The 25,442-nt window shown below is 39.1% G+C and carries 23 protein-coding genes; 12 read left to right on the top strand and 11 right to left on the bottom strand.

Annotated features, from left to right (window positions below):
* Window positions 1–29: 29 nt before the first annotated feature.
* Together M3182_RS03000 and M3182_RS03005 are read left to right on the top strand one after the other, a co-directional pair.
* On the top strand, window positions 30–2,087 hold the full coding sequence (locus tag M3182_RS03000; protein WP_251435309.1) for a catalase: 2,058 nt from the start codon (window positions 30–32) through the stop codon (window positions 2,085–2,087).
* 308 nt (window positions 2,088–2,395) lie between these two features.
* Window positions 2,396–3,592 carry a hypothetical protein gene (locus tag M3182_RS03005; protein WP_251556261.1) on the top strand — a complete coding sequence of 399 codons (1,197 nt, stop codon included), beginning with the start codon at window positions 2,396–2,398 and terminating at the stop codon, window positions 3,590–3,592.
* 270 nt (window positions 3,593–3,862) lie between these two features.
* Here the strand turns inward: M3182_RS03005 and M3182_RS03010 are convergent, their stop codons facing one another.
* On the bottom strand, window positions 3,863–4,231 hold the full coding sequence (locus tag M3182_RS03010; RefSeq protein ID WP_251556263.1) for a hypothetical protein: 369 nt from the start codon (window positions 4,229–4,231) through the stop codon (window positions 3,863–3,865).
* Window positions 4,232–4,286: 55 nt separating this feature from the next.
* On the opposite strand from M3182_RS03010, the gene M3182_RS03015 reads away from it, so the two are divergent.
* On the top strand, window positions 4,287–4,523 hold the full coding sequence (locus M3182_RS03015; protein ID WP_251556265.1) for a hypothetical protein: 237 nt from the start codon (window positions 4,287–4,289) through the stop codon (window positions 4,521–4,523).
* Between the two features lie 306 nt (window positions 4,524–4,829).
* Here the strand turns inward: M3182_RS03015 and M3182_RS03020 are convergent, their stop codons facing one another.
* From M3182_RS03020 to M3182_RS03045, 6 genes are all read right to left on the bottom strand, one after another.
* The gene (locus M3182_RS03020) at window positions 4,830–5,435 is read right to left on the bottom strand and encodes a hypothetical protein (RefSeq protein ID WP_251556267.1); all 606 of its coding nucleotides are present in this window, start codon (window positions 5,433–5,435) and stop codon (window positions 4,830–4,832) included.
* A gap of 371 nt (window positions 5,436–5,806) precedes the next feature.
* Window positions 5,807–6,652, bottom strand: a complete 846-nt coding sequence (locus M3182_RS03025; protein WP_251556269.1) for an aldo/keto reductase — start codon at window positions 6,650–6,652, stop codon at window positions 5,807–5,809.
* 422 nt (window positions 6,653–7,074) lie between these two features.
* Complete coding sequence (locus M3182_RS03030; RefSeq protein WP_251556272.1) at window positions 7,075–9,663, bottom strand: FtsX-like permease family protein; 2,589 nt, start codon at window positions 9,661–9,663, stop codon at window positions 7,075–7,077.
* Window positions 9,660–10,343, bottom strand: coding sequence for an ABC transporter ATP-binding protein (locus tag M3182_RS03035; RefSeq protein WP_251435343.1), 684 nt, complete (start codon window positions 10,341–10,343; stop codon window positions 9,660–9,662). Before M3182_RS03035 ends, M3182_RS03030 begins: the two co-directional genes overlap by 4 nt.
* Before the next feature lie 133 nt (window positions 10,344–10,476).
* Window positions 10,477–11,478 carry a sensor histidine kinase gene (locus M3182_RS03040; protein WP_251435416.1) on the bottom strand — a complete coding sequence of 334 codons (1,002 nt, stop codon included), beginning with the start codon at window positions 11,476–11,478 and terminating at the stop codon, window positions 10,477–10,479.
* 1 nt (window position 11,479) lies between these two features.
* Window positions 11,480–12,163 carry a response regulator transcription factor gene (locus M3182_RS03045; RefSeq protein ID WP_251556273.1) on the bottom strand — a complete coding sequence of 228 codons (684 nt, stop codon included), beginning with the start codon at window positions 12,161–12,163 and terminating at the stop codon, window positions 11,480–11,482.
* A gap of 373 nt (window positions 12,164–12,536) precedes the next feature.
* On the opposite strand from M3182_RS03045, the gene M3182_RS03050 reads away from it, so the two are divergent.
* A complete protein-coding gene (locus M3182_RS03050; RefSeq protein ID WP_251556275.1) occupies window positions 12,537–13,409 on the top strand; it encodes an AraC family transcriptional regulator in 873 nt (290 codons plus the stop codon).
* Between the two features lie 62 nt (window positions 13,410–13,471).
* On the opposite strand, the gene M3182_RS03055 is transcribed toward M3182_RS03050, so the two are convergent.
* Window positions 13,472–14,341, bottom strand: coding sequence for an alpha/beta fold hydrolase (locus M3182_RS03055; protein WP_251556277.1), 870 nt, complete (start codon window positions 14,339–14,341; stop codon window positions 13,472–13,474).
* Between the two features lie 141 nt (window positions 14,342–14,482).
* Here M3182_RS03055 and M3182_RS03060 point away from each other — a divergent pair, with 141 nt between their 5' ends.
* From M3182_RS03060 to M3182_RS03080, 5 genes are all read left to right on the top strand, one after another.
* The gene (locus M3182_RS03060; protein WP_251556279.1) at window positions 14,483–15,448 is read left to right on the top strand and encodes a quinone oxidoreductase family protein; all 966 of its coding nucleotides are present in this window, start codon (window positions 14,483–14,485) and stop codon (window positions 15,446–15,448) included.
* A 178-nt stretch (window positions 15,449–15,626) separates the two neighbouring features.
* Window positions 15,627–16,421: a class I SAM-dependent methyltransferase gene (locus tag M3182_RS03065; protein ID WP_251556281.1), complete on the top strand. Its 795-nt coding sequence runs from the start codon at window positions 15,627–15,629 to the stop codon at window positions 16,419–16,421.
* Between the two features lie 57 nt (window positions 16,422–16,478).
* Window positions 16,479–16,706 carry a hypothetical protein gene (locus M3182_RS03070; protein ID WP_251556283.1) on the top strand — a complete coding sequence of 76 codons (228 nt, stop codon included), beginning with the start codon at window positions 16,479–16,481 and terminating at the stop codon, window positions 16,704–16,706.
* A 475-nt stretch (window positions 16,707–17,181) separates the two neighbouring features.
* The gene (locus M3182_RS03075; RefSeq protein ID WP_251556285.1) at window positions 17,182–17,421 is read left to right on the top strand and encodes a phosphatase; all 240 of its coding nucleotides are present in this window, start codon (window positions 17,182–17,184) and stop codon (window positions 17,419–17,421) included.
* A gap of 163 nt (window positions 17,422–17,584) precedes the next feature.
* The gene (locus M3182_RS03080) at window positions 17,585–18,391 is read left to right on the top strand and encodes an MOSC domain-containing protein (RefSeq protein WP_251435362.1); all 807 of its coding nucleotides are present in this window, start codon (window positions 17,585–17,587) and stop codon (window positions 18,389–18,391) included.
* 206 nt (window positions 18,392–18,597) lie between these two features.
* On the opposite strand, the gene M3182_RS03085 is transcribed toward M3182_RS03080, so the two are convergent.
* Together M3182_RS03085 and M3182_RS03090 are read right to left on the bottom strand one after the other, a co-directional pair.
* The gene (locus M3182_RS03085) at window positions 18,598–19,140 is read right to left on the bottom strand and encodes a CBO0543 family protein (RefSeq protein WP_251556291.1); all 543 of its coding nucleotides are present in this window, start codon (window positions 19,138–19,140) and stop codon (window positions 18,598–18,600) included.
* A gap of 132 nt (window positions 19,141–19,272) precedes the next feature.
* Entirely contained in the window at window positions 19,273–20,160 is an 888-nt protein-coding gene (locus M3182_RS03090) for a LysR family transcriptional regulator (protein WP_251556293.1), read from the bottom strand.
* Window positions 20,161–20,283: 123 nt separating this feature from the next.
* Between M3182_RS03090 and M3182_RS03095 the strand changes: the two genes are divergently transcribed.
* Window positions 20,284–20,943: a YczE/YyaS/YitT family protein gene (locus M3182_RS03095; RefSeq protein WP_251556295.1), complete on the top strand. Its 660-nt coding sequence runs from the start codon at window positions 20,284–20,286 to the stop codon at window positions 20,941–20,943.
* A gap of 222 nt (window positions 20,944–21,165) precedes the next feature.
* On the opposite strand, the gene M3182_RS03100 is transcribed toward M3182_RS03095, so the two are convergent.
* Window positions 21,166–23,814, bottom strand: a complete 2,649-nt coding sequence (locus M3182_RS03100; protein WP_251556297.1) for a penicillin-binding protein 1A — start codon at window positions 23,812–23,814, stop codon at window positions 21,166–21,168.
* A 332-nt stretch (window positions 23,815–24,146) separates the two neighbouring features.
* On the opposite strand from M3182_RS03100, the gene M3182_RS03105 reads away from it, so the two are divergent.
* On the top strand, window positions 24,147–24,836 hold the full coding sequence (locus tag M3182_RS03105) for an FHA domain-containing protein (RefSeq protein ID WP_251556305.1): 690 nt from the start codon (window positions 24,147–24,149) through the stop codon (window positions 24,834–24,836).
* Window positions 24,837–25,080: 244 nt separating this feature from the next.
* Complete coding sequence (locus tag M3182_RS03110; protein ID WP_251556307.1) at window positions 25,081–25,437, top strand: putative zinc-binding protein; 357 nt, start codon at window positions 25,081–25,083, stop codon at window positions 25,435–25,437.
* Window positions 25,438–25,442 lie beyond the last annotated feature (5 nt).

A 25,442-nucleotide genomic window follows, 5' to 3' on the forward strand; every position in this document is an offset into this window, starting at 1 on the left:
TAAATTCTATCTTCAGGAGGGTGATACATATGGATGAAAAAAAATCAGATAACCAAAACCCTGTTCATAAGAATGCCAAACAGGAGCAACTAGATGAATACCGCATTAAAAATACAGGAAAGCCTTTGACGACAAATGAAGGAAGAAAAATTTCAAATGATCGTTTTACATTAAAAGCTGCTGAACGTGGCCCTTCCTTACATGAGGACTATGATTATTTCGAAAAGATCACACATTTCGTTCATGAAGAGACACCGGAAAGAGTTGTTCATGCACGTGGTTACAGTGCTCATGGAGAGTTTGAATGCTATCAGTCTATGAAAGAAGTGACGAAAGCAGGATTTTTACAAGAAGCAGGGAAAAAGACACCTTTAACCATTCGTTTTTCTACGGTACAAGGAGCTAAAGGTTCTTATGATACGGCACGGGATTTGCGTTGTCAGGGAGTTAAGTTTTATACAGAAGAAGGAAACTATGATCTTACAACGATTGCTATGCCTGTTTTAATTAATCAGGATCCGATGAAGTTCCCGGATGCGATGCATGCGTACCAATCAAAGCAGGATGATGATATTCCAACAGCAACGGGTGCTCACGATCGATTTTGGGATTATGTAGCTAATAATCAGGAATCTATCCATATGGTCACGTGGATCATGTCAGACCGGGGCATCATTAGAAGTTACCGACATATGGAATCGTGGTCGATTAATACGTACTTGTTTGTGAACGAAGAAGGAGTCGCTACATTTGTCCGCTTTGTTTGGAAGCCTGTTCTTGGTGTTCAATCGCTGCTTCAAGATGAGGCTTTGAAAATTGGCGGTCTTGACCCAGACTTCCACCGGAAAGATTTGCGAGAAGCGATTGAAAGAGGAGCTTATCCAGAATATGAGTTAGGTGTTCAACTCATTCCGATGGAAGATGAATTCAACTATGATTTTGATATTCTTGATCCTGCGAAATATTGGCCGGAAGAGCTCATCCCTGTGCAACTCATCGGGAAGATGACCTTAAATCGAAACATTGATAATTACTTTACAGAGTCAGAACAAGTCGCCTTTAACCCGGCCAATGTTGTTCCGGGAATCGGTTTCTCCAATGATCCTGTGTTGCAGGGAAGATTAATTGCTTATCAAAGTGCACAATACCATCGTCTTGGAGCGAATCATCAAGAATTGCCGATTAATAAACCAATTTGCCCGTTTCATAATAACACTCGGCGCGGTCCAATGAGATTTCGAATCGATATTGATCAAGTGAACTATCATAATAATTCATTAGCAGGGAATACACCACATGAAACACCACCAGACGAAGGTGGCTACGAGTATTATCCAAAGAAAGTAGACGGCAATGTCATCCGCGGTCGAAGTAAATCCTTTGATGATTACTTCTCGCAAACGAGAATCTTCTGGAATAGTTTGACACCAGTTGAAAAGCAACACACGATTGAAGCATTTACCTATCAACTCGGAAAAGTACAAAGCGAATCGGTCCGCCAACAAAATGTCGAATTGTTAGCGAATATCGATAAAGAATTAGCAACGATTGTGGCAGATCATATTGGGGTCGAGCCTCCAAGTGGAACTCATGTTTCTGTTGAGACAAGCTATGCTTCGCTAAGCCAGTATCATACGCCGCCAAATCCAAAAACGCAAAAAGTGGGGATCCTGATTGCAAATGGGTTTAACGGTGCAGAGGTCACAAATGCGGTGAAGTTATTTGAACAAAGTGGATTGTTTGTGAAATTCATCAGTGAGAAGCTTGGAAAGGTTACGGGATCAGATGGAACGACCATTAAGGTAGATCAAACGTTTATCACGTATAGTCCTTATCTTGTTGACTCTGTCTATGTGGTTGGTGGAGAAGCCAAGAACCAACCGAAATTCATGCAAGATGTAATGGATTTCGTAAACGTAGCCTACAAACATTATAAGCCAATTGGCGTTGCGACAACTGGAAAGACGTTTATACAGACAACGGAAAATAATAATTTGGCTGGAGTCGTTTTTGCTGAAAATAATCCAAACTTTGGAACAGATTTTGTCAACGCCATCGCTCAGCTTCGTTTTTGGGAGCGAGTTTAGAGAAGGAGGGGGGACAGGTATTACCTGTTAAACCCTATATTGAAATCCTAAAGGATTAAGAAGATGACTTTTTAAAACTGTTAAGAAGTTTTTAGCTAATGAGAAAAAGATTGTTGAATAGCATGACTCAAAGAATTGGTGCACCAACCTGATGTTGTTAACATCGGAATGGTGTACCTTTTTTTTAGTGTAGAAGATTTTACTAAGCTAGATATATGTTTAATTTTTTACAGTTTGCACGTATGTCCATGGCAGTAGTGAGCTTGGTCACGTATACTATTATGAATAATTTAGAAAGGAGTAGTGGAATGGGAAAAAAGGATAAAAAACTTCAAGAGCAGATTGAAAGTCTAAGAGATGAAATCGAATCTTTCAAGTGTACAGGTAGTCAATTTCCTACGAAAATGAATAAATCACATTCTTATAGACATCAGATGGGGTCTAGCGACGATTATTACATGAACTTCCATTGCAGCTGTGAAAAATGTCGGGAGAGTGAATTTCACGACAGTAGATTTTTTTCAAACCACGATAACGTAGGACATCCTCTTCATCACCACCATAACTCTCACTTTGATGCCAATTTCAAAGGGGAACATTGTGATGTGCTTTTTAAGGTATCGCCATTTAATTCCTGTCTTCCAAACTTTCGCTTGAATTTTAATGGATTGAATGGGAATCTATATTTTCAACTATTTCGTTTTAAAGGCTGTAAAGTAAAAATCTTTTTTGATTGTTCCGAGTCTGAATCAACGAGTCAGATCAGAGGGGTTATTTGCAATGTCGGAACTAATTTTGTTGATGTAATTAAGGAAGATAAAAAGGTTGTAACAATCCTTATTGAGCGCATCTGCAAAATTAAGTGGCTAGACAAGCAATACAATCCATGCCCTGTTTGCTGCCATGATGACCATTGTCCCCATTGTGGTGCTTCATTTGAGGAAGAGGAATCAAGTGACGAGGAAGAATCAAGTGACGAAGAGGAATCAAGTGACGAAGAGGAATCAAGTGACGAGGAAGAATCAAGTGACGAAGAGGAATCAAGTGACGAGGAAGAATCAAGTGACGAAGAAGAATCAAGTGACGAGGAAGAATGGTCAGACAAGTCAAGCATGAGAGAAATCGTCGAACAGAAGGTTAGAGCTGCACTGGAAATGAATGCGACAATTGAAGCGGAAGCTGAAAACGAAGTAAATGAAGTGGAAGCATTGAAAGCAGCGGTTGAGGATCTGAAGGAAGTAGTGAATGATATGCAAGAAGCAAAAATGAAGGACACATTTGAAAAGCCACAATCATATGTACCTGAATGCGAGATTGAATGGAAAGAAGAGGAAACCGTATTTAAGCCGAAATCGAAAAAAAGAAGGAAGCGGCGGAAATTGAAGTCGAAAACGGAAAAAAAAGATTATAGCAAGCGGAATCAAAATGAGGACGCAGAAGAAGTAATGGACTGTAAACCGGATGAAACTTCGGATGAAGGAAATGAAAACACATCTAAAGAGTAAACAAGTAGATAGAGAGCAAACAAGATGACTCTTTTAAAATAGAAAACAGTTAAAACCTTCTCAATGTCATTTATTAAAGGAATGAATAGGATAACAAGAAATCATCTAGGGGGAGCTAAGGTAAGGAGAGCTTGGATCCTGTTCATTTTTATTTTTTGGATGAGTTTTCTACCTGAGCAAGACTTTGCACATGCTGTCTTGAAGGCGGCCAATCAGGCAGCGGGTAGTAGGCTAAACGGAAGTCCGGAAACTGTGATACTCACTTTTAATTTAAAGATTAAAGATGGTCTTTTTGATGTTGAAATCATCAATTAAGAACGCAAAAAAGGTCCAAATCAAAGAGGTGGAGTTAACGGCGGAAGGTCGGCAAATCCAATTATCTCTGCCTGAATACTTATTATTTTTCATCATTTTAATTGTCACACCATTGTTATTACAATCTACTTCTACTGGCATTCCGGTTTTTACTAGCTTCGGATTTTCATAGAATGTCTCTTTAGCTTTATCACTGATAGGCTTTTTTGTGTTAGCTCGCTTTAAGTGGCTCGATGTCACTTGGTTGATTCTCATGCTAGCTGCTAAAAGCTTTAATGGACATGCGAATTCCATATATCCGATTTTGGGAATGATATCAAACAATTTCGTCCATCTCCTTGCGGCTGCTGCGATATGAGCTGGTGGATTATTGTTTATTGTGGTTTTTTGGCGAAAATATCGACTTCAAGTGCGCGATTTTATCCAGGTGTTTTCGATAGTTGCGTTTGTGAGCATACTGGTTCATGATAACGGGAATGGTTACGATCTTCTTCTTATTATTATTGGATATAACCCTTTTATGGATCACCCTGTGGGGCAGATTCTTAATTTTAAAAATGGTTTTCGTTCTGTGCGTGATCTTGGTGGCCTGGATATGGGATGTTTAATGGTGTAGGAAATCGATAAAAAGGTGCATTGTGCATTTTAATAATTGCAAGATTTAAAGTGAAAATATCCATTCGTTACATTGGTCACCTTACCGGTTGAGTAAAATAACGTATTATTTTACATCGATTTTACTAGAAAACAATAGCACAACGAAAACGCTCAGATAAATCCTGAGCGTTTTGGTGTTATAGATTTTGCTGTTAATGGGGAAGGTTTGTCAGTTCGAAGAATTCAGGATCTGGTTTCATGATTTTTATCCCTTTTTCTGATTGAAAATAGATTTCTTTATCACTTTCATAAGAAACCTTAATTTCTAGATTTCCAAAATCGACGACACTTGTTTTTCCCTTTGTGGTAGTTCCTCTTTATCCCAATCAGTTGCTTTATTTATAAGTGAATTGATCTGTTTAATCTTAGACTTATCTTCTATTTCAAGACATTTTTCATCTTTTAGAGTTTCATAAATACAAATGCTGTCTGGAATTCCTTCAATCCAAGAAGTTGATTTATAAATTGTGGTTTTATCAAAGATCACTTTTGTTATTTCATCATAGTGATTATAACTTGCTGAAATCCGCAGTTCCCCGTTGAATCCATCTTTTATCCATAGTGAATAAAAACCAGACCAATCGTTTTCATTATTGTCATCCTCTAGAGCGGTTTGTTCATGCTCAACTTCCCAACCAAGCTTAGGAAGTTCGTTCATATAAAACTGATAAATCTCCTCCCAACGATTTCCCTTTATTTCATAGTGGCTTCTAGTTGGTTTTAATCCCTCATATAAAGGAATATCTTTATGTTGTTCTGGAATAATAGACATCCCCTCATAGGTGTCATCAGTGGCTTTTTGATAGGCAAACCAACCTAATAAAATGAAAATAATAACAATTCCAAGCAAAAGAAAATTTCTTTTGTGCATTTTATTCCCCTTAAAAGTCAACTATATTATTTCTTTATGAAAGATTGATAGATTATAACTCTAGGTAGTAATGAATACATCAAGCAATTTCGCCACAACTATAGCATACCAAGAGAACATAAATTTAGGTTCTCTAGCAAAAATTACTACGTTCATTTAGTTGTTATTGTAGTAGCTATTACATAAAAATTCTCAATAAAAGAGGGACCCAAAAACTTTTGGATTTGTATTCCTTAAATTTTTTGTAAATAATATTTTCTCCCCTAGAAGGGAACCCGTTATGTTTGCCGATGTAATCTTTGTTTCATATCAGTTCTGTTTAGTTGGGTGCTGTCTCAGTTTTTGAGACACATCTCTGTTAAAAACTGTATTTAAAATTCCTCATAAACGGCAGGGTCTTGATTATTAATTCTTCCGTCAGGCTTTGTTAACTGCGAAATGGAGCTCATTTCTTCTGGAGTTAATGAAAAATCAAAAATGGAGATATTCTCAAGTTGTCTATCAGGAGAAGCTGATTTAGGAATGGAAATCGCTCCAATTTGATAATGCCAACGCAAAATTACTTGTGAAACCGTTTTGTTATGGCCGTTGGCAATTTGCTGAATCAAGCTATTTTGCAGGACGTCATTTGCCCGAGCCAATGGACTCCAAGATTGAGTATGAATTTGATTCTGTTCATGCCATTCTCTTTGAGAGGCTTGATTAAAAAACGGATGTAATTCAATTTGATTGATGCTAGGCTTTACGCCTGTTTCTTGGACTAGGCTCTCAATATGTTCTGGTAAGAAATTACAAACACCGATTGAACGGATAAGGCCTTTCTTTTTAGCGTCAATTAACGCTTGCCAAGCTTCTATGTATTGATTTTGTATAGGGTTAGGCCAGTGGATCAGATATAAATCATAATAATCAAGGTTCGCGCGATACAAAGATTCTTCAATTGTCATCACTGCAAGATCATACGAATGATAACGGCCAGGTAATTTAGAAGTAATCCTTAATTCATCTCTTGATACAGAACTGCTTCTAACTGCTTCTCCTAAAGTCCCTTCATTTTCATAATTATAAGCTGAATCTAATAGACGATATCCTGCATGATCAATGGCGTGTTGAATCGCCTTTACCCCTTGATTTCCTTTCAGTTTGTATGTACCCAAACCAATCACGGGGATTGTAACACCATCATGAAGTGTGATTTCTGGAACGGATTTCTCCACAACGAATCCTCCTTTCTTTTATATCTTAAGATTACCATTATTTTGAATCCCTTTCATTTTTTTAAGACCGTTCTGAATCGATTTGATAAATAGAAAAAAGACTGTTGTAACTAAAATTATGAATTAAAACGTAACATTTATTGTTGCACAAGGTTCATCGTATTCTTTTTTTCTTGTTCACATTGAAGGAACGAAAGAGGAATCTAGCGTACCCGTTTGAGTGGGATTCGGATAATTCGGTAACGCAAGATGTGTCTAGCGTTCCAGTCTGAGAAGAATTCAAATGAGTTGGTAACGCAAGAGTATCAAGGGTCCCTTTTGAGAAGATTCTAGAACTCTTAGAATCACTTTTCTGAGGGGGGAGGCTTTAGGTGAAGCAGACATGAAAAAACGCTCAGAGGTTCCGAGCGTTTACAGTAGTTTTAAATATTCTCTTGCTTTAAACTTTCGATGATGTTTTCGTTTTTTATTTTTGAGATGGAGTAGAGCATCGCTGAACCAACAATTAAGAAAATCACGACAATCACGAACAGGATGCTCATCCATGGTAAGCTAAATCCATAATCAAAGGTGTAGCCAATGGAGCGATGAATCGCGAGCATCACCAGGACACTAATTGGCAGTCCATAGGCCAAGGCTTTCACTCCATAAAAAATGCTTTCATAATGAATCATTTTATTAAATCCTTTTGGGGTCATGCCAACGGATCGGAGCATCGCAAATTCACGTTTGCGCAGTGAAATGCTTGTTGAAATCGTGTTGAAAATATTGGCGATCGAGATTAGGGAAATCAGCGTGATAAACCCATAGGTGAAAACAGACATGAGCATAATCATTTGTCCTTCTTGTTGGCGTTGCTGGAAAACATTGAAGATATGAATGCTCGACTCTTTTTGATCTTCAATCGCGGTTTGCGTGGCCATTGGATCTGTACTATTTAAATAGACAAAGGTGGTCAAGGCATCTCGTGAAATCCCTATTTGGTCCAATGTTGCTTCAGGGACAATTAAGTTTACGCCTCCTAGCGAAGCAGTCTGGACGCCCATTGGAACTTGGTCAGTCAAGGCACCAATTTGAACACTGCCGACTACTTCCAAGTTCGGTTGTTCATTCTCCATCTCCCCAGTTACACTAGTCAATATGTCGATTTTATTTCCAACTTCTGTTTCAATTGATTTTGATTCGATAAATTTTCCGGATGCATAATCTTGATAAGAAATTTCATCAATGACAATTGCAGTTGGTGTGTCTTTTTGAGTAAAATCATCCACGTCGACACCGATTTGTTCAGCATAAGCTTGAAAACTCTCTTCATCCATCGCATGCAGACCAACATAATAAGGAAATTTTCCATCTTCAATCGCCATATTGTTTGCTTCGATTTGCGCTTTCAATTGAGCGGGAACTTGATCCATTTCAATGAGTGTTTCTAATTGTGTTTCCTCAATAATGCTGGAATTGGTGACATGATCGAGCTTGGTATAAATGGCTACCTCTTCGCGACTTAATTCGCTGCTGGAAATTTGAATATCAAAGGTAAAATCATTTTGTGACATCTCTAGCGACTTTTTTAGATTGTCGGTAAAATAACTGACCGATAAAAACAAGACAATGCTAATCACGAGTGAAAACACGGTGGCCAAGTATCGTTTTTTATTTCGTTTCACGTTTTTTAGGCCAATTTCGGCTTCCATTCCAAAAACTTTGCGGACAAATTTGCTCGTTTTCACTGTTTTCCCTGACAATTTAATATCATGTGTTTGGCGAATCGCATCAATCGCGGAAACTTTTGATGCTTTTTGCGCTGGAATATAGGTGGAAATAAAAATCGTCAAGATGGAGATTCCACAAGCAATCAAAAGAGAAGATGGGGTGACAACCAATTCTAGATTTTCAGAAACTCCGAGTGCCCCTTGTAGGTATTTATTGATAAACATAAAGGTGATCCCAATCCCTACAAGGCCAGCAAGAATCCCAATCGGGATACTGATCGCGCCAATCACCGCGCCTTCAAAAAACACAGAATTTCGTTTTTGTTTTTTCGTCGCACCAACGCTCGAAAGCATTCCTAGATGTCTCGCACGTTCGGATACACTAATCGCAAAGGCATTATAAATCAAAGCTACGGAACCAATGATAATGACGCCCATGATAATACCAGCTAAAGAAAAGAGAGTCATGCGCAATTGGTCATTTTTCGTAACTCCATAATAGCGAAGCAGATCAGAATTATAGTTGATGGTTTCAATTCCGTGGGTATCGGCGAGTTTTTCTGCATGTTCATAGAGGGAACTTTTCACTTTCGGCAACACGACAAATGCTTCCACGGTGTCATTTTCGCTGATTGTTTTTTCATCCACATAGCCGATCACCGTGTAACCTGGCGACCAAGTTTGTTCCCAGGTTGGACGTTTAATTTCACCAACAATTGTGACGGTTTTGGTTTCAGTGATTTTTAATTCTTCGTTAATTGTTTCCCCATCGCTAACGAGGGAATTATTTTGTGTTAACTTCGTTCCGTCCGTTTTATTTAACCGATCCCCAATGTTAACTGTGAGTTGATCGCCGATTTTGTATTTAACTTTCCCATTGCTTTCAATCGCTTCAGAAATCGCAATCTCATCTTCGCTTTGCGGAAGTCTACCTTCGATTACTTCAATTGGGAAATGCTCCATACCGGTTTTGTTGTAGTTTTTAAAATATAAATAGGGTTTATAGTCATTTTCCGATTCTTCTAAATGAGCATAGGCTTCACTAGAAAGAATCAGCTGTTTTGTTTCACTGTCTTGTTCAATCGCTGCGACTTGTTCTTTGGTGACGCCTTTATATTGTACATGCCACTCACCATTGGTATTGATGTCCTGACGAATCAATAAGTCTAAAAACGAAACCCCAAGTGTAGATACGGCGGTAATCATGGCCACTGAAATGATGACGCCCATGATGGTCACGAGTGAGCGGCGTTTGTTTTCTTTTAAATGCCGGAGGGTGACTTTGTTGATAATGTTCATGGACGAATCACCTCATCTCTGGCGACTTTACCATCTTCAATGGAAATGACGCGGTCGGCTTGAAGGGCAATGCGTTCATCGTGGGTGATGACAATTAGTGTTTGATTGTAAGTTTTATTAAACATTTTTAACAGTTCCATGATTTCTTTGCTGTTTTGACTATCAAGGTTTCCTGTTGGTTCGTCCGCAAGCATAATGGCCGGATTGCTGATGAGCGCTCGTCCAATCGAAACACGTTGCTGCTGACCGCCGGAAAGCTGGTTTGGCAAGTGGGCAAGCCGTTTGTTTAATCCTAAAACGTCGACAACCTTGTTAAACTGGTTCGGATCGACTTTTTGCTCGTCTAATAGCATTGGCAACGTAATGTTTTCTTCGACCGTTAAAATCGGAATCAGATTATAAAATTGATAAATTAAGCCAATTTGTCGGCGTCGAAAAATCGCAAGTTGTGTTTCATTCAAGTCATAAATATCGGTTTGATCAATGAGTACTTTTCCGCTCGTTGGCCGATCAACGCCACCAAGTAAATGGAGGAGTGTCGACTTCCCTGAACCAGACGGCCCGATGATGCAAACAAAATCGCCTTTTTTAACCGAGAATGAAACATCATCTAACGCTTTAACCGCCGTTTCGCCCTTGCCATATACCTTTGATAGGTTTTTAACTTCTAATATATTCATAAGAAAACCTCCGTCATTTGTTTGTCTTGAGGTCAGTATATCGGGCTAGTATGACTATAAAGTGACTCTTAAGTGACAATTTATTCACTTTGGGACGGAGGGATGGGACGGAGGGACAGGCACCTTGTCCCGCTCAGATTACTTGTTTGTAAAATTTTATATGGAATTTTGTGCCAATACCTGGTTGACTTTGGACTTCAATATCGCCTTTTTGACTGGTGATGATGCTGTGCGCCATTGCGAGTCCGATTCCGACACTGTCATCACTCGCGTTTTTCCCTTTATAAAACCGTTTGAAAATGTAAGGGAGGTCTTCCTTCGAGATTCCTTTCCCGCTGTCAGCAATCGTGATTTCGGTGAAGAGAGCATTCTCTGAAAAATGAATGGAAATTTCGCCTTCTTCAGCTGTGTGTTCAACACAGTTTTTAATGATATTGATGAGCGCTTCGGTGGTCCAGTTGTAGTCACCGAAGAACGTAGCTTTGTCATCGCCTTGGATGTTTAAGCTTTGCATTTTTATGTCCATTGGAACCAAAAGCGGTTCGACTGCATTTTGAACAAGCTCACGCACCATAACTTTTTCTTTTTTAAACATAATCGTACCGGCATCGATTTTTGAAAGTTTTAATAAAGAAGAAACGAGCCATTCCATGCGTTCAAGTTGGACTTGAAGGTTCCGAGTGAACTCGGATCGTTTTTGATCATCCAAGTTTTTATCACGCAACAAATCCGCCATCACCATCATCGAAGTGAGGGGCGTTTTTAGTTGGTGCGAAATGTCGGAAATCGCATTGGTAAGTTTTGCTTTGTCCTCTTGTAACAGTGTTCCTTGCTCAGAAAGCATTTTTGTCACTTTGTAGATTTGACTTTTTAAAATGCTTAGCTCGCCTTCATAATTATCACGAACGTCCAACTGGAAATCGCCACTGCTTATTTTCTGCAAATAGCCTGATAGTTTTTCAATTTCACGGTAGCGCCATTGAGTAAAAATTAGCGTGCAGCTGATGAGGAGGATTGCGACTCCGAGCATAATCCAAGCTGCAAGTATGGAAATGAAAAACGTCATAGAAAAGCCGATGATACTGACGAGGAAAAGAATTGTCAGGAAGATTTGAACTTCTCGATTGCGAAGCAACTCACTCACCGACCTTATAGCCCATGCCTCGGACTGTCTTGATCAAGGTAGGGTTTTGCGGATCGTCTTCCAGCTTTTCACGCAATCTTTTAATATATACCGTCAAGGTGTTATCATTGACGAAATCACCGGCAACATCCCATATACGATCAAGCAGCTGTGCCCTGGTGAGAACTTGTCCAATGTGATTGGCAAAAATCAAGAAAAGTCGATACTCTAAAGCTGTCAACAAGATTTCATTGCTTTGTTTATATACTTTTCCTTCTAAGGTGTTGATTTGAATGCTGTCGATTTCAATCGTGTTTTTCGGTTGTGTATGACGATTGTAGCGCCGGTAAACGGTTTTAATTCTTGAGACTAGTTCACGAATCCGAAATGGTTTAGTGATATAATCATCCGCCCCCATATCAAGCCCCATGACGACATTCACTTCATCATCATAAGCGGTTAAAAAGATCACCGGGATATCTTGCTTTTTTTTCACGAGCTCACATAAGTCGTAACCGCTGCCGTCAGGAAGGTTCAGGTCAAAGAGACATAAATCGATATCTTGGATTTTATTATGTATGACCTCTTGGGCGGAAGCGGCATTATGACAAACCAGTGTTTCATACTCTTCTTGTTTCAAGGAATACTCCAATCCTGAAGCAATGGTTCGATCATCCTCGACCAATAAAATTTTCATAGTGTTCACCCTAACAATCATTATTATCTTTTTATCTTATGGGAAGAGGGCATTATCGTCAAAGTATTGTGGGGGAATATGGGGGAAGATTGAAGCTACCTGATCATACTTGAAAAGATAGGTTTCGGTAGAAGTGAGTCGGAGTGGTCTTAGTTGGAAGGGGATCTAGGACAGAATTAGTTGAAACAAACTTGGTGTTGTCTTTGAACTGGGTTTGTAAGACAGAAACTGTTGTGAAGGACGAGAATGTGTCTAAGAAACATGGTTTGAAAGAGTTTCGATGTTAAACATAACTCCGATAAACTCCATATTGAAAAAATCGAGTAAACCACCATTGTGAACGGTAAGATGGTTTTGTAAAGGAGGGAAATGAATGTTACAGCAATTCAATCAACTTATGGACTATATTGATGAGCATTTAACAGAAGAAATCTCTGGAGAGGATATCTCAAAAATTGTCGGTCTCAGTGATTATCATTTTAAACGAATGTTTTCGTATATGGCTGGGATGTCTTTGAATGAGTATATCAAAAATAGGAGATTATCTGTTGCGAATGTGGAATTAATAAACGGCGCAAAAGTGACGGATGTTGCTTTTAAATATGGCTATCAATCGATAGAAGGGTTTTCACGAGCTTTTCGTGATTGGAGTGGTTTTTTACCTTCAGCAGTAGCGAAAAACAAAATCCAAAAATCATTTCCCAAATTTATCTTTTATATCGATATCAGGGGAGGAACATCAATGGAATTCAAGATCGAGAAAAAAGCGAAGTTTCATATCGTCGGGGTATCAAAACGAGTACCGATTCAGTTTGAAGGGGAAAATCAGGAGATCATTGAACTCGCTCAGAGTATTACCGAGCAGCAAAGAAAAGAAATGCATCAGTTAGCTGATTTATATCCACAACAAGTTTTGAATGTTTCGTATGACTTTGATGATGGTTTCTTAGAAGAAAAAGGCTCTTTAACTCATATGCTTGGTTTTGCGACGACAAAGGAAAATCCATTCCAAGATTTAGAGCAAATTACGATTGAAGAAAGTCTTTGGGCGATTTTTCCAAATCGAGGACCATTTCCTGCTACGCTGCAAGAAACACACGCTAAAATTTATTCCGAATGGTTGCCATCATCCGATTATGAGGTCGTCGATTTACCTAGTATTTCTTTTACAAAGCACAGTGATCCATCGGACAATGTTTATAGTGAGATTTGGATGCCGGTAAAAAAAAGTAAACGAAGAAGGTAAACAACCACACACCATAAAAAGGAACTTCCTATATCCTGGGAGTTCCTTTTCTAGTTTTATAGTCAGTAATGTTCTTTTAAAAACTTAGTAATATCCTGATGGATTTTTAGCAAATACTCTTCAGATGGGAAATGGCACATATCATAGCTTTTATACTCAATTAAATTTGAGAAAATTTCTCTAGCAGCTTCCTTTACTCTATTATCTGGAAAAAAGAGATCTTTTTTACCGGCTATGACCATAGTAGGTGCGTGATAGTGAGCTAACTCTTCTTTCGTTGTTAATTTGGGCATGTCTTGTTCCAATTTTACATATTTAAAAACGTCGCCAATAATGGTTTTATCTCTTTCTTTCATACCAGAATCGGCCATATGATTGGCGATTTTATCAAGATAGGTTGGGGAGGAGGTTCCATGAAACAACACTAAAGGTAGGAGGATGTCTTGTATCATTTTAAGCTTTGAACCTAGTTTAATCCCTGCGGGTGCTACCAATGCTGCACAGGCAATTTTATCGGGCAGATAAGTGGCTAATCGTAAAATAATTCCGGCACCGTAAGATGGACCGACGAATGCACAACGATTTATTTGAAAAGTATCCATCAGTTCCTTGATCCAGTAGGCAAAACTACCGTCTTTTGCTGAAATTCGGTTTTCGTCGCTATATCCTGGATGACCAATGGTGTCTGGTGCGTAAACTCTGTATTCTTTTACGAGTGGTAAAAACCATGAAAAGGTCATTGGATTGATGCAATTTCCACCTTGAAAGAGAAAAACTGGTTTCCCGTCTGGTGGGCCTGCTATAAGAAGATGGGTTTTCCCATAACTTGTATCAACGTAAGTCCTCTCGACTTCAAAATCAAAACTTTCTATGTACTCTTCATAATGTTGTGCAATGACCTTTTTCCCATCCCTTTTATATATCGATTTCATCCTCAGAGACATCCTCCTTAGATAAACGCCAACGTCCGAATATCCTATCCTTATATATTCTGATATTTTAAAAAATAATACAATGGTTATGGTATTCTTTTAATAGAATCGTAGTTCATTGAAAACGGAGGGGATCAAGAATTGAAGGCTGTCATTCAACATGAATTTGGCGATGCTAGTGTACTTTCTTATACAGAAGTTGATACACCCGCGATTGGTGAGAATGAGGTTCTCATTAAAGCTGCTTATACGAGTGTGAACTATGCTGATATTAAAAAACGGGTCGGCAATAAAGGGAAAGGAAAATTTCCTTTGATGCTTGGGCTGGATGTTGCGGGGGTTGTTGAAAAAGTCAGACCAGATTCCACCTTTTCAGTCGGCGACCGAGTGATTGCTTTTCCTAAAAGTGGTTCTTATGCCGAATATGTTGTTGCAAAGGAATCATTAGTTTTTAAAATTCCAGAGCAGTTACATTTCGAGCAGGCGGCAGCAATGCCAACGGTTTCAATTTTATCCTATATTCTCCTCCACGAAATCGGCCAAGTGAAACAAACTGACACCATCGTTGTTCATAGTGCAGGTGGTGGAGTTGGTTCGATGTTGATTCAATTGGCCAAATTAGCAGGAGTCGATAAAATTATCGGCACAGTTGGAAGTTTGGATAAAGCATCCTATGTCAAACAGTTAGGTGCTGATGTGGTATGTACGTATGAAAATTTCGCAGAAGAAGTTTTAAAAGAAACCAACGGTGCAGGGGCTAATGTGATTTTCGATAGTGTTGCGGGTGAAGTGACCGATAGGAGTCTAGACTGCTTAGCTTTTTATGGGACACTTGTTCAATTTGGAAACAGTAGCGGGAAAGTTGGTCATATAAAAACAAGTGATGTACATAGTAGTTGTCGAAACATAAAAGGTTTTAGTTTAGGAACCACGAGAGAACGAGACCCAGAAAGATTGAAGCCGGTTGCCGATAAGGTAATCGAACTGTTTGCATCGAACAAAGTCTCGCTTCCGATTGCTAAAGTGTTTCCTTTGAAGGATGCTGCACAGGCTCATCGGTTAATACAAAGCAGGAAGTATCAAGGGAAAGTGCTGTTGAAAATGTAAACAAGGAAGCTAGGAATCTAGTTGAAGAATTGGCTGTTAATCACTAATCTATAAGTTTTAAGGTTGAAATTATTGTAAACAGACCAGGTCGGATAGGCCGATAGATTTGGTCTCTTTCTTTGCTAAACGATGGGAGTTTGCTGTAAAAGAACCATGATTTGAGGGGGTGATTTTTATCATGACAGGTTATGGGGATGAGTTGTTCAAGGGGACAGCTTGGTATTATTCACGTTATCGACCTTTATATCCGGCTTCTTTAATTCGCTTCTTAGTCGAGCGGTTTTCGCTGGATGGGAAAGGTCACATGCTTGATTTAGGGTGTGGGACTGGACAATTGGCGTTGAGGTTTGCTGATTGGTTTGAAGGGATTGTTGGGGTTGATCCAGAAATTGAAATGATAGAAGAAGCCATGCGTCTTGGGAAGGAATATCGAGTGGGGAACCTGAAATGGTTTCCTGGTGATCTTGATACTTATAAGAAAACGATGGATCTAGACTATAGATTGGTCACAATTGCAAAGGCCTTTCACTGGATGAATCGCGAGCAGGTTCTTGATACTTTGTATGAAATGGTGTCATCTGGCGGTGGTGTGGCGATCGTTGATGATTATTCTCCACATAAAAAAATTTTACCTTGGCAACAGAAAGTGAACGAGCTTGTTAAGCAATGGTATGGATTGGAAAGAAGAGCAGGAAAGACAACCTATTCAGAGCCAGCACTTCCTTATCAAGACATCATCACCGCTTCAAAATTTGAATTGGAAATCCATGAACTCCCTCCGTATGAACATGTATGGACCGTGGACTCCATTATTGGCAATCTTTATTCAACTTCGTATGCTGCGAAACGATTTTTAGGGGGAAAAGCTCCTTTATTTGAAAAACAGTTAAAAGAAGAATTATTAAAAATCGATGATTCTGGTGTTTTCAAGGAACAAATCACGATTTCAATTAAACTGGCAATAAAAAATTGAACGGTTAGTAGAGTAAGTAATTGGCGAAGGTGGTCGAATTTTACAGGGAGGATTGCGATGAATATTTCAATTTCGAATAAGTTAGTTGATTACACGATTGTCTATGACGATCGGAGAGAGGTGAATTCAGGAAAATACCAACATAAGAAAGACATTATCGATGAAATAATCCAGAAGTTTAAGAGTAATGTTGAAGCAAGAGTTGGGAAGGAAGTCGTCGTTGTTTATGATTGGCGGAAAACACATAGTGGCATGGAGATTATTTTATATGCCTATGAGTCTTAATTGGAGGATCTTAACTTTTTGTTTTAATTTCCAACTTACATTTAGGAACTTATGTTCTCGTTTTACAAAAGCAAACACCTTCTAAAGAGGTCTGGCTAACAAGGTACGGGCCTTTCTAGTTAGGTAACCGTGCAAGCATAGTGTTAGCAATCTGATATTTACGTTTTTATATGGTTAGGAGGGTGATTAGACATGGTCCGATTAATCACTGTCAGTTTCATCTTTTGGCTGCTTGCATTGATACTTGGCTTGATCTTAGATATAACGCTGACCTCTTATGGACTACCAATGAATAGATTCTTCGAGACTTTGGTGCAATTACTCATAATCTATTATGGAGTGTCTAGGTTTGGTTTTAAAACGATCAATAAAAACTATTAAAAAAACTTAGTTGTAAGGATTTGTTGTTAGGCTACAAAAAAGCTAAGAACTACTGTTATTTTTAGCCTCATGGTTGAAGGGGGTGTTGACTAAAATGAAGCATTCGATAATTGGACTAACCTTGTTAATAGCGAGTGCGATTATTTATGGAGCATCACTGATAGCAGCTTCGATTTATTCTCAAGTTTTGGCTCAGGTAGTGGGAGAGTGGGACTCTCGTTATGGAATTTTTGGAACAGCTTTACGAGAAGTAGGCTCAGTTCCGCTTACAATTGCGATCTTGCTCGGGTTATTGGGTGGATTTTTGATTGTGAAATCTTTTCGAAAAGGTTAAGATTGAGAGTTTATCAACAAGAGTACCTCATTCATGGCATTAACAGGACAACCTTTCAATGATAATTGTTCGAATATTTAAATCTTTTATTTTGCAAATAATAGGTAAACCAATATACTTACATATAAGACCAAATGGATTACATATGGGAAGGGTGATAGGTATGGCAGCCCTAAAGGTTGCTTCAATTTGGAGATATCCTGTTAAGTCGATGATGGGCGAGGAATTGAACGCGTGCGAGGTAACGGAGAAGGGGTTATTGGGAGACAGAGCGTATGGCGTCATTGATAATGAAACGGGAAAACTTGCGAATGCAAAAAATCCTAAAAAGTGGCCAAACATGTTCCGGTACCGAGCACATTTTATTGAACCTCCTGAGAAGGGAGCGGCTATTCCACCGGTAAGAATCACTTTGCCGGATGGTCGCTCGATGGTTAGCACAGACGGAGAAAAAAATGAAATGCTTTCAAACAGCCTTAAACGAAACGTTCATTTGTCAACCGTATCCTCGAGTGATGTCCAGTTTGAAGGATATATTCCTGAAGAAATTGAGGAACTCGACAACAAAGGCACTGTTTTTACGAGAACGTCACCTAAAGACACGTTTTTTGATATTGATATGGTTCATATTGTTACAACTTCCACAATCAATTACGTAAGAAACCTAGCACCGGATAGCAGAATTGAGCCACGCCGGTTCAGGCCAAATTTAATTATTGAGGTTCCGGATACAGAAGCTTTTATCGAAAATGAGTGGGTGGGAAAAACCTTAACTATTGGTGATGTGCAACTCAAAATTTCGCAAGAAACCAAAAGGTGTATTATGACAACCTTGGCCCAAGGCGACCTTCCGAAAGATCCGAATGTTTTAAGAACGATTGTGAGAAAGAATGCTGGAAGTTTTGGTGTTTATGCTTCGGTTGTGAAACCTGGAAAAGTCAATGTTGGGGATCAAGTGGAGATTGAATGATAGGTGAACCATAACATAGGGATAAAGCCTGCTTTGCTTTAATCTTGCCTGTATAAGGGTTCTCTGATGAGAAACCCTTATTTTTTAGCATATTCATTGATGTAATGAATGAGTTTGTTTTTGAGACGAAAAGGAACTGTGAATTTTCCTTTTCCTTCCTTAATAAATTCCCTTGCTAATTTTTTTGCAATTGCAATACTTAATTATTAAGTATTCATTTTTGATTTAAGGCTGACTATGATTAAGTATACAACCTGGGACAGGATGAAAAATCCTATAAAGGACTTTGTATGTGTCCAATTATGTAAAATTAACATCCCGCCTTTAATAAAAAGAGGTTCAATTACATAAGAGAATAATGCAGAACCTAGTACAGAAAAAATAAAATAACGATAAAGGTTTTTGGAAAACTGGTAAATAAACATAAATAAAACAGGAATGACGGTAATATCTGCTGGGAATAACGGAGGAACCATTGGTAACAGTTTGTCTGGATAACCCCATAAAATCAATTCCCCACCAATCACATCAAAAAGTGAGGACAATATAGCCCAAATAAGTCCGTAACTTAAAATTTCAAAGGTTCTGTTTTTATCGTGAAATTTAATCCATAAAATCCAAGGGATGATCGTGGCTGCAAGTAATAACCACCATTTCCAAGTAAATAAGTCATCATGAACCCAATGCTCAAATGCAACATCTCTTAATGTTTCCCTTGCTTTTTTTACGTCTTCAAATGATGGTTTCATTGTCTTTCATTCTCCGCTTCCTAATCTCTTCTTTAACCTTTCCATCATTAAAAATAGTATTCATTAACTAGGTATTGGGGGAGTTTGGGTTAATTTTCTACAGTCATATGCACTCTAGCAATTGTAAAATTACTATGTAAAAAATGACTCAATCATCTCCCAAAACTGACTTGCTGCTTTTGGAATCGGTTCATCTTTTAATCGTAAAAATACAGGCTCCATGCTGAATTCAAAACCCTCCAAATCCAATAGCGTTGTATGTTCTGAATACGGGGAGGCATAATCCATTCGGGGTATAATCGATAAACCTAATCCTCTGCTAACAAGTGCGACGACCATCGTAAGATTTTTGCATTCAATCACAATATTTGGCTTTAACCCACGTTCATCAAACGCTTTGAGGATGTTTTCATAAAAAAAATGTCCTTCCATCGCCCCAAGCATAATGATGGGGAAGGAAGCAAGTTGGTCAAATGTTAGTTTCTCCGTTGAAAACTTTGACTTCCAATGGGTAGGAATGATGACGACGTAAGGCTGCTTGTTTACTTTCTTGATATGATAGTGTTCAGTGTTTCCAGGTCGTAAAAGCAAGGCGACATGGATCTCTCTTTGCTCTAGTTTTTTTAACAATTCCTCTGAGTCTCCGGAAATAATCTTGATTTTCACACTTGGAAAATGAGAGCGAAGCATACTGACATGATCAATAAGTAAGTTGGAGCATGCTGAAGATACCCCAATGTTTATCGTTCCCGAGACTCCTTGGTCAATTTCTAGGATTCGCTGTCTGACATCCTCGGTTTGCCTTAACATTTTCTCTGCATATTGATAGTAGATTTCACCTGTTTCGGTGAGCTCCCATTTTTGCCGATAGCGATGAATCAAAGTGGTTCCAAGCTCGGTTTCGAGTTTTTTTAACAGCTGACTCAGCGGGGGCTGGGCGATATGTAGGACTTCAGCTGCCTTTGAAATACTGCCTTGTCTTACGATTTCCCTAAAATAATGCAATTGTCGAATATCCATTTTGCGTCTCCGTTATATGTTTTTTCATATGATTAGTTTACCAGATATATATTATTAATATGTTTAAAAGGGTGTTATATTTAAAAGTATGTGAAATTATAAGCAAAGGATGATTGGAATTATATGAATGTAAATGCGAAGCGCTTGATCCTTTATATGGTCGGCTTATTTTGTTTGTCTTTGGGTGTCAGCCTTTCGATTCAAGCAGGGCTCGGCGTATCGCCTGTGTCATCACTTGCGTATGCCATTTCGCTAACCGGAGGCTTATCGATTGGATTAACGACCATCCTTGCCAATGTTTTGTTTATCATCGTTCAAGTTGTATTAAATAAACGCATTGAGTTACAAGAGTTTGCCGTTCAATTCGTTGTTTCGTTTTTATTTGGGTTCTTCATGGATGCAACGCTCTTCCTTGTCCAACTTTTCCCTACACCTGAAACCATGCTTGCCAGAGGTCTATTTTTAGTTGTTAGTTTATTCGTCGTTGCGCTCGGCTTACTAGGCTATTTTACAGCGAAACTGCCATTAATGCCTTACGACGCTCTAACCTATGTGATTAGCGAAAAGTTCAGGCTGAAGTTTAGTAAAGCGAAGATTAGCAGTGATTTAATCAATGTAGCTGTAGCAGGTGCTATTTGTTTAATTTTCATTCAATCATTTGGTTCAATCGGAATTGGCACACTTGTGGCCGCTTATTTTATCGGGAAAATTCTAGGATGGTTGATGCCGCTTTGCCAGAAACCACTTCAACAATGGGTGTATGAAATGAAGAAGGCTGTTTAGAGAAAATGGATTGAAAAAATCAACATATTCCCGTGTACTAGGTTTAAGACAGGCATTTAACGTGAGATAATCCTAGTACTCACTAAAGCTCAGCGAGTTACCGGCGATAACTTTAGTACTCGCAAAAAATTGGCGGGGTAGTGGGCATAGTGCAAGTACCCCAACATGTTGTAAACGTTAAAAAAGGTCACCAATTCAACTTGGTGACCTTTTTTCTTCCAATCATGGAGTTATTCCTATACCGTCGCCGGCGCCGTTATCGTCTCCAAACCCTTCCCAAAAGTCAGGTTGAGGTGTAGGAGGAGCATCGACGGTAACAGAAGTCGTGGCAGGTTGACTTGAACCTACTTCATTGGTTGCCGTCACAGTGATGACGTACGTTTGTCCTGGTTGAGGACCCGTCAATGTTGCTTGCAATTCGGTTGTTGGTGCGAGTGTTTGTGGAATGCCATTCACGGTAAACGAAACGGTATATTGCACGTTTTTCGCGTTGTTTCCAGGTTGCCAACCAATCACAATGCTATTTGATGATTGATCAAAGGTTGCTTGTAGATTACTTGGGGTAGCTGGTGTTGCCTCTTCAACCGTAAGTGAGGTTGAAGCAGCATCACTTTTCACATCTCCCGCAATCGCGACAACGGTAAAGGTATATGCTTTTCCTTTTTCAGGACTAGGGAAAGTAACTTGCTGATCCTTTGTCGTTGTTAAGGTTTCAGTATTTCCGTCGACTGTATAAGACACATCAAAGCTTGTTTCTAAACCACTATTGGAAGTGTGATTCCAAGATAACTGAATCTGATCGGATGCTTCATCATAGGTAGCTTTTAAATCGGACGGTTTACTTGGTTTCGGTGGCTTTGGCTTTTCGCCGCCTTTTACATAATATTCATAACCTAATTTTCCGACGCTATCTGGTTGTTTAAAGGTATCTGTACTGTTGGCTGCTTCCGTGAAGATTTTTTTGAATACCAACAATGGGATATCATCACTTGTGCTATTCAAATAGTCATCTGACCCTGTGGTTTTATCATAGCCTGTCCATACGGCCGCTGTGTATTGAGGCGTATAGCCAACAAACCAAGCATCTCTTACTGCTTTCTCTGGTAAATCGTATTTCTCAATCGTTTTTTTATCAAAGTTGGTTGTGCCCGTTTTCCCAGCCAAATCGAGACGAGGGACATTTGCCTTTGTTCCTGTTCCTGAATCGACCACAGAACGCAACATATCGGTAATTAAAAAGGACGTAGAATCTTTCATGACTTTTTCTTTTGACGGAGCTACTTTTTCCTCCCGGCCATCGGAGTGGACAATTTTTGTCACGGTATGAGGCTCGTAATAATAACCACCATTTCCAAAAGCCGCATACGCACCGGCCATGACTAGTGGAGAAGCGGCGTCAATTCCGCCAATCGAGTTTGATTCGTTCGTTTTTTGTTCATCTGAAATCGGAAAGCCAAGGCTTCTAGCAAATTCAGTCGCATTATCCGCGCCAACTTCTTGGAACGTTTTTAACGCTGGAATATTCCGTGACCAGACGAGGTGATCGCGAATGGTCTTCGTTCCTGCGTAGTTACGAGTTGCGTTTCGAATCGGCGTTCCATCGCTATATTGATATTCTTCATCTTTAATTAAGTGCCCAGTCGACCATTTGAATTTTTCAATCGCCGGACCGTAGTCAAGGATGGGTTTGATCGTCGACCCAGGCTGGCGTTTCATCATTGTGGCATAATTGTATCCGCCGGCTTCCTTGTTACGACTACCACCTATGGCTTTAATTGCTCCCGTTTGGGTATCAGTAATCACAATCGCTGTTTGCAAATTCTCATTATCAGGATAAGCGATATGCTCGTTTGTCGTGAGAACCTCTTCGGTCAATTCCTGAATCTTGGGCTCAAGGGTTGTATAAATTTCTAAGCCATCTTCGAAAAGGTTGGCGTCGGTCTTTTCTTGGACTTCTTTTAAAACAGTTGAAACAAAATCCTCATATTTATTGGCTTTCGGAGTTTGAAGATTTAACGTGTCTTCAATTGGTGTACTTTGCGCTTTTTTCATCTCATCTTTGGAAATATAATCATGTCGGTTCATATAGTATAGAACCATATTTCTTCTTTCTTCGGCGCGCCCAAGGTTATCTTCGTCTGTTGGCATATATCGATTCGGACTTTGTGGAATACCAGCTAAAAGGGCCGCTTGCTCGAGTGTTAATTTGTCCAACTCTTCAGGTGGTAGCCCGAAGAAGCGTTCCGCTGCTTTGGCTACGCCATACACATCGCCACCGTATAAATTTTTATTAAAATACATTTCAAGAATTTCTTCTTTGGAAAATTCTCGTTCTAATTGAAGCGCCAAATACCATTCTTGAATTTTTCTTGTCGCTGTTTGTTCAATCGATAAAAAAGAGTTTTTGACGAGCTGTTGCGTAATTGTACTTCCGCCACCACCTTCTAACGATTGAGTTGTGAGCACTTTGAAAATGGCTACTAACGTTCGTTGTACATCAATTCCATGATGTTTATAAAAACGTGCATCTTCGGTTGCTAACACGGCATCTTGCAAAACATCGGGTATTTGTTTAAGCTCAATATCTTCGCGTTTTTCTTTTCCAACTTCAGCGATGATCGTTTCGCCATCACTTGCATAAATGCTTGAAGATAACGGGGCTTTTAATAACGTTTCATCAAACTTTGGCGCGTCTTTTATAATCCAGGCAATTGCCCCAACACCGATCACCATAAGCACAGCTCCGATAATCAGAGCATAATAGAAGATTCTTTTCCATAACGCTTTTTTGGAATCGTCTTTATTTGAAGAACGTTTTTGTTCTTGTAATTTTTTTCTGCGCTCAACGCGAGAAGATGGGTTTTCTGTCATGGCTCTTTGCTGCTAACGAATGAACTCTTTGCTAGCAGTATTTTCACCTCGATTTTGTTTGAGTCTGGTGGTACAGAGGACTATTAACGAACTTTTTGCATTTTGTCTTAGTGTGATAGAATGTTTCTCTAATCATTCGTTGAAATGGGATTTTTTTTAGGACAGGGGGTCATATTCCTTGTCCCAGATCGCGTCAAACGCTGGGACAAAGTGTGCCTGTCCCTGTGTCCCGAATTTTGATATGATGATAACAGGAGTTTACATAATAATACGATGAAGGTTCAATAGTAGAAAAATGATAAAAGAATGATAACGATTTGGGGAATAAAAAGATGAAAGACTCGATTTGCTTAATTGTGGAACAGGGGGCTCCTTTTAAGGAAGGGGACTTTATCCCGCTGAAGAGGAATTCGATGATGATTGCAGGGAGAAAAGGGACGAACTGGAATCCGGATCTTTGTTTTAACAATCTATTTGTCTCAAGAAAACAGTTTGCGATTTATCAGAAAAATCATCAATACTATATTAAAGATTTGAACAGTAAGCATGGAACATTTTTAAATCAGAAACGATTAAAAGCAAACGAAGTGACGCTATTAAACGTTTCCGATGAAATCTCATTAGGAAATGACTTGATTAGACTTTCTGTTGCTTCGATCTCAGATGAAACGTCTGATATTGGCCCGCTTATCCATGGAGTGGTAGAAAGACTGACGAAACAAGAGTTGTATATTGATTCCATTAAACGGGAATTCAACTGGCAAGGTGAAACATTCAAGTTCTCCGACAAGGAATTTAAGTGTATTGAGTTTCTTCTTCAAAAGAAAGATCAATTTGTCTCGAAAGAAGAACTGATTCAGTGTGTTTGGCCTGAAAGAATTATGGATGTGAGCAATGAAGAAATTAATTCAATCATCTATCGAATCCGCAAAAAAACGCAAAATGTCGTTGGAATTGAAAACATAAGAGGGAAAGGATTTATTCTTTCTTTTATTGGTGAAAAAATGAGCATTTCTCTGTGAAAAGAGAAATGCTCATTTTCGTTATTTGGGAAAGAAAGTAAAACTGTCTCCTTAGAAAGGAACATTGGTTTCACACAGAATTTTTGTTTTTGAAGCGGAAAACCTTTTGAACATCGCAGTTAGCGCCAATACATCGATCGCGAGTGTGATATTATTTACAGATTATTTAAAATATACAAATTAAAATGAGTTTCGAGATTGGGCTTGAGCCTATTATGGAAAACTGTAGATAGGAGAGGGGAAAATGACAAAAACAGACTTACCGATTGTCTATTCGTGCTCAGGATGTTCATCGGCCGCACAAACGGCAAACTGTATTGCGATTAAAATGGATCGTGAAAAAGTAGCGGAAATGTCATGTATTGCCGGTGTTGGAGGGGATGTAAAGCCACTTGTGCGAACTGCAAAATCTGGTCGGGAAATTATCGCGATTGATGGTTGCCCATTAGAATGCTGCAAACACTCGCTAGTAAGACATGATGTTCATGCGAAGCACCATTTTGTGTTATCGAATTTTGACGTACCGAAGAAGAAAGGTGTAGATCCAGACCCTGTACTAACAATGAATGCATATATCCAGATTATCGAGTACATCAGGTAGCGGGA

The sequence above is a fragment of the Mesobacillus maritimus genome (genome assembly GCF_023715205.1).
Classification (GTDB): Bacteria; Bacillota; Bacilli; order Bacillales; family Cytobacillaceae; genus Mesobacillus_B; species Mesobacillus_B maritimus_C.